The organism is Deltaproteobacteria bacterium, assembly GCA_005879795.1.
Taxonomy (GTDB): Bacteria; Desulfobacterota; Binatia; order DP-6; family DP-6; genus DP-6.
In genome coordinates, this window is the sequence record VBKJ01000071.1 from 1 (window position 1) to 11,635 (window position 11,635).

Here is an 11,635-nt window from a genome sequence, read left to right on the forward strand (position 1 = left end):
CTCCAGGTGACGCGATCCCCAGGCGAAGCGGCACCGGCCAGTCCCGGGTCAGCGTCCCACCCGGATGTGAGAAGCGCCACTTGGCGGGTCTTCCTCTGCGACGCAATTGGGCGTCAGACTCCCGCTGTTGTAGCTGTCAAGTAACCCGGCATCGTTGACCATCGCCTGACCCAACACCGAGGACGACCTGACTCTATAGGGCAGCTTGTCGACGAACGCCGCGAGGAGACCGTCTGCGTCCGCCACAGTCGCCGCGATGGCTGTTGGATCAGAACCGTTGGCAATGTTGAGCTTCGCCGTAATCAACTGATGCGCCAGGATCACGCTGGCGTCGTTCCCTGAGCCGTTCCCGGGCGCCGTCCTCAAAACCGTCAGCAACTCCTTCTCGGGGTACGTCTGGCTGCCTAGCGTCAGCGTGCGGACCAGCCATGCCGAAGGATGGTTCTTCCAAAATCCCTGCCCCAGGGGGCACGTATTACCTGGGATCGTCGTCGTCGTGGAGGAGGTCGTCGTGGTGATCGAAGGCTCTGTTGTAGTTGTGCTTGTCGTGCTCGTGGTGGTGCTCGTCGCCGGCTGAGTCGTTGTCGTTGAGCTTGTGGTCGAGGTGCTGGAGGTGGTCGTGGCGGTGCCACCGATGACCATCACCATGCATCCGGTCGCCGTGGGGGAGATCGGATTCGAGTTCGTGTCGAAGAGACTGCCGACCGTGAGGCCGACCGACGTCGTGGTCGTGGTCGCCCCGACGACGTTGAACCTGACCCGAGTGATGCTGACGACCCCGGTCGGTCCCGTCAGGCTGCCGGTCTGGAAGGCGGAAATGTTCGTGCTTCCACTCGTGAAGGAGCCGGGATTGGTCGTCGGCGTCCCCGCGAACTCGGGACTGTTTCCGCCCTCGACCGACGCGATCGTCAGCACGGTCGGGTCGTAGGTTACGGTGAGGGAGTACGCGCCGAGCGGGGTCGTGCCCACGTCGACCGTGATCCCGGTCGCGAGCTGCTCCCCCGTCTGGACAGTCCCGGGACAGCCGAGCGTCGCTTGTGCGGCGTGGCTGGCCGTCCCAGTGACAAGTCCGGCGGTGCCGGCCGTGAGGATCAACGCGACGACGCTCGGGAGACGACGGATCATGGTAGCTCCTTCCCTGAGGGACAGGCGAACGGCCTGCACGTGAACGTGCAGCCGACCAGTCCCACGTCGCATTGCGCCAGCCGGAGCGTGTCGCCGATGTTGCAGGATCCGTCGCCATTGACGTCGCAGACCTCCGGGTGCGTGAACGGCGCCACCCCGCAGCGGCGGAGGCCCACGTCGAACTGCGCCACCAGGAGGGCGTCGCCGATGTCGACTACGCCATCGCCGTTCACGTCGCCGCAGCGGACCGCGGGAATCGTGGTGCTGGTGGTCGTCGTCGAGCTGGTGGACGTCGTCGTGGACGTCGGGCGGGTGGTCGACGTGGTGGTCGAGCTGGTGGATGTCTCGGCCGAGGCCAGGGCGTCGATCCGGCCAAAGCCGCTCGCGTCGTCGAACCCCGGTGGTCCGATGTCGACGGCACCCCGTGTGAGGGCCGCCTGCACCTCCGCCGGCGTTAGCGTCGGGTCCTGGTCGAGTAGCAAGGCGGCGATACCCGCCGAGTGTGGCGCGGCCGCCGACGTGCCGAAGAAGGCGCAGAAGGGCGGGCAGGCCGGGAAGCCACCGGCGTTCGAGATCGCGACCCCGTCGAACGCGACGAGATCGGGTTTGGCGCGAATCTCGAGCCTCGGGAAATCGATGCGAGCCGGTCCGTGTGAGCTGAATGCCTCGACGCCGTCGAGGCCGGGATCGTGAACGTTCATTGCGCCGACGGCGACCACCGATGACAGTGCCGCGTGCCCGAAGATGCTGCCGGTGGCGGTGCCGTGCTCCATCGCGGCCGCGCCCAGGCAGAAGAGCTCGAGACGGCGCGGTGCACCCGCAAAGCGCTGGACGAGGACGTTGGCGAGCTGGTCGGTGTCGGTTTGGTTCACGACTGCGACCGCCTCGATCGGGTCCTGTGCGCCGACCTGCGGGTCGATGCTCTCCGCGACGACGTTCAAGTCGGCGTCGAGCAGGACCAGGTCGTAGTCGTCCGCGGCGCCCCCGAACGGATCGTTCCACTGAAGAATGCAGGTGAGCGTCCCTCCTCCCGGCACGACGACCCCGTTGAATGGATCGCCCGCGCCGGCCGCGAAGTCGTGGACTTGCCCGTTCGACCCCGCGGCGGGGAAGAAGTCTTCCTCGAGGTGTTCCTCGGCTTCGTTGCCCGCGGACGAGTGATACGAAACCCCGGCCGTCACCGCGGCGTCGACGGCTGCTGCCACGGGGCCATCCTCGAAGTACGGCTCGCCGAAGAACCCCAAGTCGTCGACGATCACGTTCGCGCCGGCGTCGACCAGGCACTCGACCGTGTCGATCATATCGAGGCTGCTCGCCGGCCCGCTGAAGAGAAGCTTCGCACCGGGCGCAACGTCGTGCACGATCTCGAGGAGTGCCGTGCCTTCGTCGCCGGCGCCCTTCTGGCAGCGGAGGTCGTTCGGGACCTGCACCTCGGGGAGATCGTTCGTGGCCTGCGCAGCCGTCACGCTGTCGATGCCGTCCGAGATGACGCCGACGACCACGCCGGTCCCGTCGAGGCCCTGAGCGCGGAGCACGTCCGCCCGGCCCGCCGCATCGCCCTCCGTCGTGACGGCACCGACGCGTGTCACGGCCGGGTCGACGGTCCGGATGGCGTGCACCCATGAGAAGCCGGCGAGCGTATCGAGGGCGCTCGCGTCCACGCGCGCCTGCACGCGGCCGCGCGCCATCTGGATGCGCTCGATCCTCACGCCCGCCTGCTGCAGCTTCTGCAGCTCGGTGGAGCCGAGCGGGGAGCAATCGAGGTACACGTGCAGACTCCCGTCGGCGGTGCGCGGCGGCGGTGCGGCCACGAGACCGCCCGTCGAGGGCCCCACCGTCGCGGGAGGAAGAAGCCGGGAGCTGATTTTGCCCTGCTTGGGGTTCGAGGCGCGCGCCGCACGGATGTCGTGCAGCTGGCCGAGGACCCTATCGAGCGCGGCGGGTTGCCCTGCTGATTGGGCCGCCGAGGCGACCGTCGCGCACAACAGGGCGATCGAGAAAACGGTGAGCTGAGGTCGCATTGGAGTCCTCCGACTACTGGGCCGCGGCAAAGGCCGTCGGCGGTGCTGGTCGCGTGTCTCTACGCGCGACCGGTGTTGCCGGATGCGCGTGACCCGGCGTGCGTTGAAAGGGACTGCGGGCGCGCGAAGCTGCTTCTCGAATGCCGAACCCGGGGGGAGGACGGGCTCAGCGGTCGGACTGCGAGTCGCGTTCGGTGAGCGGGAGGCGTCGGCGAACGCGACGTGGCGTTCGATGCGCTCGGATCAGCGGGCGCAACGAAAGCCGATGAAGACGGTCGCTTCCAAACCCGGTGGAGCGTCACGGACCGCGAGCGGGCCGGCAAGCGGACCAACGAAGAAAGCGCCGCCGCGCAGCAGCGCACCGGGAAAGTTCGATGTCGTGCTCGCCCCGGCGAGATCATGTCGTCATTGCTGGCGCTGGCCCAGCCCGGGCAGTTCGTCGAGTTTGGCACCCAATCCGCCACCCACTCGGCCAGATTGCCCACCATGTCGAAGGCCCCGCGCGCCGAGACGCAGCTGCTGCGCGCGCCGGTGAGAGACGGCGAGCCATCGCCCGAGCCCGACGTTTTGCGCGCGGGCGTCGAGATGCAAGTGACGCTGTCATGCGGCGCGGGAGGTCCACAGGGACCGCACGGCGAGCGTGGAGCACGTGAGAAAGCGCTCCACGGCACGAAGCACGCGGTGCTGGAAGAGCAGGCCCCAGTGGCCGCAGTCTGGAATCACCACCACCCGCCCGCGTGGTCCGCATGCGGAGGACGGGGGGGACACCAGGGGATCGTCGGCGCCGAAGATCGCGAGCTCGCGGTCCGGCAGTCGTCCCGTGAGGGATGGCGCCCCGAGAGTGACCAGTCGGCGAACGCGGCCGCCGTCGCCTACCTCGAGGAGGTAGCGGGCGAGGACCCCTCCCAGGCTGTGCCCGACTACGTCGAGCTGGTCCGAACCCGTCGCCAGGCAGACGGCCTCGATCGTGTCGCGGAGCTGCAGCGTCAGGCGCTGGTGGTCGAGCGCGGGCCGGTACGAGAAACTGGCCAGGTTCCCGACGCCCCGGGCAGAGAGCACGCGACGCAGGCGGAGAAAGTTCGTCGGGCTGCCGAGCAAACCGTGCACGAGCAGGACTGGTGTGGGGTAGGTAGGTGTCGCAGCGAAGTGATCGCGCGCCAGGATTGGGTGCAGGGGCGTCGAGGCTGCGAGCAGACCGAGTGCGGAGAGCTCCGTGCCGACAGTCCAGAGGCTCATCATGGGTTTCAGTGCCCGAAGTTCGCCGCGACCATGTCTCGGCGGGACGGAAATACGAGGAACGTACGCAGCGTTCTCCGACGCCCGACGCTGGCGGCGACCTGTTCAAACCTCGCCTCCGCAGCGGCGACCTCAGCGGCAGAGGCGAGCCCCTCGTGGTAGCCGACGGCCGCGTCCATCGCCTCGAACTCGGCTCTCGCAAGAAGGAGGTCCACTGCCGTCGGTCGGGTCATGGGATGCGCTCTCCCTTCTAGAGTCTCCAGGACACCGGCGAGGTCGGATCGGGCGTGTAGACGCGGAAGCGTCCGGTCCTCAGGCTGGTGCCGAGGTGGTGGCCGAGTGCGGGGTGGCTGAGCGAGGCGACGATCGATAGGCGTTTCATCTCTTCTCCTGAAGTTCGCGGCGGTTCTTGCTTCGTCATCGCGGCTACGTCCGAGCCGCGCGGACGGATGCAGCCGGGGCCGGCACGGCCCTCGCGGTTGGAGCCCTCGGCCCTTCCGCCAGCGCGTGCGTCATCGCCCTCGCCATCAGCGGGCCCAACGTGTCGGCCTGTCCTGGCGTCCAGCGCGTGCCGAGGAGCCGCCAGTTCATACGAAGGTCGGCGGGATGGTACGACGACGTCATTCTCGCCCCTCAGGAATGGAACGCCGCCACGGCACAGAGGATGAAGAAGGCCACTGCGATGGCGGCCGCTCTGAGCTCGGCGCGTCGATTGGGGCGTGCGTTCATGTGAATGTCTTCGTGCAGTGCGCCTTCCTGGATGCAGACCTCGGTGATGTCACGTGATGATGCGTCGCCATTCCGCCACGTCGCGAGACTCTCGAGTCGGTCGCTCACGGTCGCTCCCAACCCACTTCTCACACAGAACGCCCACACGACCGTCGCGTTAGGACCACGTCGGGATACAGCCTGATTCCCGCTAGGCGAGTCGCAAGTGGAACACTGGAACATCGGTACTATTCCTCACAAAACGCCACGATGGCGTCGTGTAGAGCCTTCACGCTGGAAAATCCGAGCGCTGAGGCAGCTGCATCAAGTTCTTCTCCAAAGTCTTCGGAGAGCCCGGAGACGGTCTTGCCGCGGCAGTTCGCCCGCCCGGGCGTTCCGGAAATGGCAGCGCCGGTCAGGGAGAACGTCATGTTGAAGGTCGGCGCGGGCGCGCCGCCGATGATGTCGGTACCGATTCGCAACCAGTCGGGCTTCAAGTCCGAGTTGCGGATCCAGGCTTGCAGGTCTCCCATGAACGGCGTTCCGGGCGCCACGATCGGCTTCGGCGCCGACAAGTACAGGAAATCGCCGCCGGCTACCTGGACCTCGGGACGGAAGAAGTACTGATCTGGCGGCAGCAGGATCGGGGGAGTGAAGGCAATGTCGATCTGGACCTCTTCGCCGGTCGCTGAGCCGTCGCCGAGGGTGGTTTGATCCGGCTTTTTGTTGATGCCAGTGACCACGGTGTTCAGCACCGGGAAGCTCGCATTCAGCACACTGGCGGAAAAACCCAGAGTACCGTCGGTCCCATCGCGCGTGGCGTCATCGATTTCGACATCGGAGGGGGAGTTCACGCGTGTCGGCACCTGCGCGGTCGAGAACGTCGGCGGCCCGGACGTGCGTTCGACATCCGAGTCCTTGGAGAAGACGTGATACACCTCGACCTCGACATTGCTGATATTCGCCAGGGGCGTTCCAGGCGGGATCAACCCGACAATGATGGCTCCGCTGATGAATGTGGGCTGGCTGAGGATGAAGTCATCGGCAGTCTCGGTCTCGAGCGTCTCGGAGGCGGGAGGCTGGGACAGCGCTCCGAGCCGCCCGTCCGGGGTACCGGTGCTGAAGAAAAAACGATCTGCCCAGGCGGGCGTCGCGAGCCACACCCCGACGATCAACGTGACGGCCATTAGAGCAAGCGTTCTCATCGATCATTCTCCTTTCGAGTTGTTTGACATCGCCGAACGGATGTTTCCTCCCCATTTGGTGCGCTTCAAGACGCTGACCCGGTCAGCCGGTGGCGATCGCACCGAGCCGTCCTGGCGCGCTCGCAGAGCGTCGCAGCGCCAGACTCACCATCCGGCCCCGTATAGGCGATCGCACGCGGGCGCGACGCCTGGGAGCCGGATAGCGGGTCAGGAGGCGGGCACGCATCGCGTCCACGTCGAACCCGAGCACCTCGCAGATGTTGACGAACGAGAAGGGCCAGTCCGCGCGATCGCACCACACCCAGGCCTGGGCCTCCGCGGCCAGCCGACGCGTGCGGAAGCGGCGCTGCCAGCGTCCCTCTTCGATGCACCGTACCGCGTCCTCCAGGACGGCGAGCATGAGTGCACGCGGTCCTGACATATCGGCATCCCAGCGCGCGCCCCCGGACATCTGTGCCGGCAAGACGGCTTCCGGCTCGCAGGGCATCAGCTCGAACTCGCTGGTCATCGCTCGTGCCTCCTTCCGACGGTCTCGCCGGGGTCACTCGTCTCGGTCTGCGGTGCCTCGTCGCGCAGGACATCCATCAGGAAGGTCACCAGTCCTCGCATCGACGTGACGTGAGCGACCCGCCCGGAAGCGACGTGCTCGACCCGCCCGAGCATGCGTCGTGGCGGAAGCGCGGACGCGTCGAGGTGCAGCACGAACGCCCGGTCGGGTGGTAGCTGGAGCGGGACGTGGCGAGAGTCCGCGTCCTGCCGCGATCTCGATGTCTTCCGCCTCTGTGCCACGGGAGCGACGATAGGGCCCGTCGCCGGCGTACACCATGGAACGGCGGTCAGATTACGGTTAGAAGACGGTGAGGAAGCGGTTCACCCGCCCGGCGATGGACGCAGATCGACGCCTGACGTTCGAGGGTTTCTCCCTGGACCTCGCCAACGAGCAGCTCGTTTGCGACGGTGAGGTGGTCGCGCTCACCCCGAAGGCGTTCGCGGTCCTGCGCCGCCTGGTGGAGGACAACGGAAAGCTCGTCACGAAGGCAGAGCTGCTCCACGCCGGGTGGGCGGATACCCACGTCACCGACGGTGTGCTCAAGGTGAGCATCCTCGAGATCCGCCGGGCCCTGGGCGACGACTCGGGGGCCCCCCGCTTCATCGAGACGGTGCCACGCCGTGGATACCGTTTCATTGCCCCCCGCACTCGGATGCCGACGGTCGCCCCGCGAGCGGACGCGTCGGCCGAACCGATCGGGCGCGCTGGCCTGCTGGCGGAGCTCGAAGCTCGGCTGGAGTGCGCCCGGGCCGGCCAGCGGCAGCTCGTGTTCCTCGCCGGGGAAGCTGGCATCGGGAAGACCACGGTGCTCGACGCATTCGTGGCGCGGGCAGGAGCCGAGCCCGACGTGATGATCGCGCGCGGGGCGTGCCTCGAGCATTACGGCGCGGCCGAGGCCTACCTCCCGGTCCTGGAAGCCTTGGGACGCCTGCTCCGCGAGCCCGGGAGCGATCGGGTGATCCGTCTGCTCGAAAGATATGCGCCGACGTGGGTCGTACAGTTGCCCTGGCTCGCGCGCCCCGACGATCGCGAGGCGTTACGGCGGGATCTGGTCGGAGCCACGAAGGAGCGGATGTTGCGCGAGATGTCTGAAGCCCTCGAGGCGCTGACCGCGGAAACCATGCTCGTCCTCGTGCTCGAGGATCTCCACTGGAGCGACTATTCGACGCTCGATCTCCTCGGGATGCTCGGGCGTCGCGAGGAACCCGCCCGCCTACTCGTCCTCGGAAGCTATCGCCCGGTGGACGTCATCGTCACGGGACATCCCCTGCGGTCGCTGCTCCAGGAGCTCCGGGTGCGGCGACAGTGCGAAGACATTGCGCTCGAATTTCTCCGCGAGGCGGATATCGCCGCCTATCTGGGGCAGCGCTTCCACACGCCCTCCTTGCCGCCGGAGCTGGCGCGCGCGGTGCATCAGCGGACGGACGGCAATCCGCTCTTCATGGTGCGAGTGGTGGACGAGCTCGTCACGCTCGGTGTGCTCGTCGACCAGGACGGTCACTGGCGGCTGGTGGGACCACTCGACGAGATCGCGAGCGCCGTCCCCGAGAGCCTCCGCCAGCTGATCGACAAGCAGATCGGCCGCCTCGACCTCGAGCTGCAGCAGCTCCTCGAAGTCGGAAGCGTCCTCGGAAACGAATTCACCGTGCCTTCGTTGGCGGCCGGTCTCGATGCGAATCCCCTGGCTGTCGAGGACCGTTGCGAAACCCTTGCAGCGCAGGAGCAGTTCCTGGCGGCGTCAGCGCCGTTCGTCCGGGCCGATGGGACGGCAGTGGCTCGCTATCGCTTCAGCCACAGCCTGTACCCGCAGGCGCTCATCAAGCGAGTTGGCGCCGGGCGCCGCCTGCGGCTGCATCAACGACTGGGGGAGTGGCTCGAGCAGACCTATGGCGCGCAGGCCGGCGTGGTCGAATCGCAAATGGCCCGGCACTTCGAGGAAGCGCACGATTACCGACGGGCCATCGCGCATCTCCGGCGTGCTGCCGACGGCGACGTCCGGCGTTGGGCGTATGGAGAGGCCGTCGCGCTACTGACGCACGCCGTCGCGCTCGCAGACCGTCTGCCGGCCGCCGATGCTGACGCGATGTACCCGGTGCTGCTCGATCAGCTCTGCCGAGTCCGCCGGGGGCTCGGCGACATGCATGCAACGCTCCAGACGTTGGATACACTCGCGGCATGGGCGCGAACGCGCGGGGAGCCGACCTGGGAGGCCCGCGCCGTCCTCTATCGCGCCACGGTGCTCGCTTGGGTTGATGCCGAAGCTAGTCGCGCCGCTGCCATCGACGGCATGGCGCTCAGCGAACGTGTCGATGATCCGGTGGTGCGCGCCGACGCGGAGTCTCATGCAATATACTGGCGGCTCCAGGATCGCGGGTGCCGAATCGGGGATATGCAGCTGGCAGAGGCGGCCGTTGGGGCCGCGGCCGCCGCGGGCGATCGCGAGATCTTGGCGCAGAGCAAAATTTTGCTGGCCCTCGTCCAGCGCTGTCAGGCGGACTTCCGACAGGCGGCGAGGACCGCGCTCGAGGGGATCGAGATCGCCCGCGATGCCGGTAACGCCTACACGTACCTGTTTTCTCACTGTGTGCGAGTCGACGCGCTCGTGCAGCTCGGGGAATGGGGTGCCGCCTTCAACGCCATCGACGAAGGACTGCGCATGGCGAACCAAAGCGGCCATGTTCACCTGGCCTCTTTTCTGCGGTCGGAGGCGGCCGCGCTGCACAGCGAAGCGTTCGATTTCACCAGCGCGGCAGCGATCGCGCGTGAAGAGCTGCAGCGCCCTTCGCTCACCGATCGGGGCCGTCAAAGCGCGATGTTCGCGCTGGCATTCGCGCTCCTCGGTCTTGGTCGGCTCGACGAGGCGTATTCGGCGTTCACGGCACCACAGCTCGTCTGGGCGCCCGAAGTCGCTTCCATGGCTTGGCCAGAGCATATCCACCTGCGCCACGGGCTGGGGCAGGTCGGGTTGGCGCGCGGTGACCTCGACGGCGCTCGTCGCGAGGCCGAGGCTTTCCAGGCGCTCGCCGCCACCGCGGACGAGCCGATGCCACGGGCCCTCGCGGCGCGGCTACTGGCAGAGATCGCCCTGGAGGCAGGGCGCCTGTCCGAGGCCGAGGGGTTTCTTCGGGAGGCGCTCGCCGCCATCCAGGGGCGCGAGGCGCCGGTCGTCGCTTGGCGCATCGCCGCCACCGCCGCTCGCGTGCACGGCCGGCAACGTCGCCGTGCCGAGGCCGAGGCGGCTCGCCGTCAGAGTGCTGCGCTCGTGACCCGGCTGGCGGACTCGTTGCCGCCCGGGCACGAGCTTCGCCAGTCGTTCTTGAAGCATCCTTCCGTGCGCGAAGTGCTGGATTCTCCAAGGACAGCGTCACGGCCGCGACACCGTCCCTGATCGCACCATAGTGCCCTTCCTTATGGACAGATAAACGGCGCACAGGTGAACGCGCAGCTAATCAACCCCACGTCACACTGCGCCATACGCAGGGCGTCACGGATGTCGCATGCGCCGTCGCCGTTCACGTCACACACTTCGGGGTGGCTGAACGGCGCCGCCCCACACCGCCGGAGGTCCACGTCCAACTGCGCCACTATTAGCGCGTCTCCGATGTCGACGGCGCCGTCGCCGTTCACGTCGCCGCACCGGACCGGCGGCACCGCGTCAAACTCATAGGCGCCGATTGAGCAGTTCGTGGCGCCGACACCGGGACGGTTGAACCCGCGCTGGTCGAGACCGGTCACGGGTGACGCCGCGCAGATGGTCTCATCGCCCGCGTTGATTGCCGGGCTCCCCGCTTCGAGCGCGATGGTTTGCGTTGGCCCGCCGTTGCTGGCGAGCTCGGCGGGGTCGAGCAGCGGGTCGGTTTTGCAGAACGAGGTGCCGGTGGTGGTGGCACAGTTGGCACCCGTGAAGCCGCACGTTCCGCCGTCATCGATGTTATGACCGCCATCGGTGATGGGGCCGCCGCGGCCCGATACACTGCAATTGCCCCCCGACGTGCTATTGGCGAGGATGCTATTGGTTACCGTGACGGTTAGCGTGCTCCCGTTGAAGATGGCGCCGCCGTCGGTCGCCGCGCTGTTGCTGGTCAGTTTGGTCTTCCCCCAAAAACTCGTGACCTCGTGATCAGCGCCTGACGACGCGACGAGCGTCAGACCAGGACTCTTCCCCTGCCTCCGACGGACGCCTCACCGTTAGGGGTGGACGCCGGGCGGTCGCCTCGACCAAGCTGTCTCGCTTCTCTTCCTCATCGGACCGAAGCGGCCGGTCGAGCGACCACGGACCCGGGCCCGAGATCAGGAGAAAGAGGCAGCTCATGAACTGCGCGTACTCCGAGCGGACCTCGTGCAAGACCGCCCAGATGCCAACCTGCGGCGGAACTGGGGGTGGGGGGAGCGGCAAGGTGCCGAGGAAAAGCCGCGGCTTGGTGGAGAGCATCGCCACGAGCATCTCGATGATGAACGGTATCGTGATGAGCCGTGTGCCGAGGCCGAGGATCAGCAACAAGCCGCCCACGATTTCCAGCCCCCCCACGAAGTTCGCGGTGAAGACCGGAAACGGCAACCCGAGTTTGGTGAATCGCCCCACGCCCTGGTTGGCGTAGACGAACTTCAGTATCCCTTCCCAGAAGAAGACCGCTCCAGCCATCATGCGAACGACCATCGTCGCGCGCGGTCCTGCCACGGGGGGGTGAAGAACCCATGTCCATGTTCTCTGGATCATGCCAACACTCCTTTCGTTCGGTCGGCGCATCACTGTTCGCACGCGAAGTCGGAGCACTTGCTCACCGGAGGGG

9 protein-coding genes and 1 pseudogene are annotated in these 11,635 nt (G+C 67.3%); 1 reads left to right on the forward strand and 9 read right to left on the reverse strand.

Annotation, left to right across the window (positions count from 1 at the left end; all coding sequences use genetic code 11):
• Nucleotides 1-480: 480 nt before the first annotated feature.
• The 7 genes and pseudogenes from E6J59_03745 to E6J59_03775 all read right to left on the reverse strand — a co-directional run bounded on the left by E6J59_03745 (nt 481) and on the right by E6J59_03775 (nt 6,803).
• Nucleotides 481-606: pseudogene (locus E6J59_03745) on the reverse strand (leucine-rich repeat domain-containing protein).
• A gap of 515 nt (nt 607-1,121) precedes the next feature.
• Complete coding sequence (locus E6J59_03750) at nt 1,122-3,146, reverse strand: hypothetical protein (GenBank protein TMB22466.1); 2,025 nt, start codon at nt 3,144-3,146, stop codon at nt 1,122-1,124.
• Between the two features lie 600 nt (nt 3,147-3,746).
• Nucleotides 3,747-4,385, reverse strand: coding sequence for an alpha/beta fold hydrolase (locus E6J59_03755; protein ID TMB22467.1), 639 nt, complete (start codon nt 4,383-4,385; stop codon nt 3,747-3,749).
• 5 nt (nt 4,386-4,390) lie between these two features.
• A complete protein-coding gene (locus E6J59_03760; protein ID TMB22468.1) occupies nt 4,391-4,615 on the reverse strand; it encodes a hypothetical protein in 225 nt (74 codons plus the stop codon).
• Nucleotides 4,616-5,015: 400 nt separating this feature from the next.
• On the reverse strand, nt 5,016-5,219 hold the full coding sequence (locus tag E6J59_03765) for a hypothetical protein (protein TMB22469.1): 204 nt from the start codon (nt 5,217-5,219) through the stop codon (nt 5,016-5,018).
• 119 nt (nt 5,220-5,338) lie between these two features.
• Nucleotides 5,339-6,295, reverse strand: coding sequence for a PEP-CTERM sorting domain-containing protein (locus tag E6J59_03770; GenBank protein TMB22470.1), 957 nt, complete (start codon nt 6,293-6,295; stop codon nt 5,339-5,341).
• An 82-nt stretch (nt 6,296-6,377) separates the two neighbouring features.
• Nucleotides 6,378-6,803, reverse strand: a complete 426-nt coding sequence (locus E6J59_03775) for a hypothetical protein (GenBank protein ID TMB22471.1) — start codon at nt 6,801-6,803, stop codon at nt 6,378-6,380.
• A gap of 349 nt (nt 6,804-7,152) precedes the next feature.
• Between E6J59_03775 and E6J59_03780 the strand changes: the two genes are divergently transcribed.
• The gene (locus E6J59_03780) at nt 7,153-10,233 is read left to right on the forward strand and encodes a hypothetical protein (protein TMB22472.1); all 3,081 of its coding nucleotides are present in this window, start codon (nt 7,153-7,155) and stop codon (nt 10,231-10,233) included.
• A gap of 20 nt (nt 10,234-10,253) precedes the next feature.
• On the opposite strand, the gene E6J59_03785 is transcribed toward E6J59_03780, so the two are convergent.
• Nucleotides 10,254-10,580: a hypothetical protein gene (locus E6J59_03785; GenBank protein TMB22473.1), complete on the reverse strand. Its 327-nt coding sequence runs from the start codon at nt 10,578-10,580 to the stop codon at nt 10,254-10,256.
• Nucleotides 10,581-10,965: 385 nt separating this feature from the next.
• Nucleotides 10,966-11,502, reverse strand: a complete 537-nt coding sequence (locus E6J59_03790; GenBank protein TMB22474.1) for a DoxX family protein — start codon at nt 11,500-11,502, stop codon at nt 10,966-10,968.
• Between the last annotated feature and the right edge of the window lie 133 nt (nt 11,503-11,635).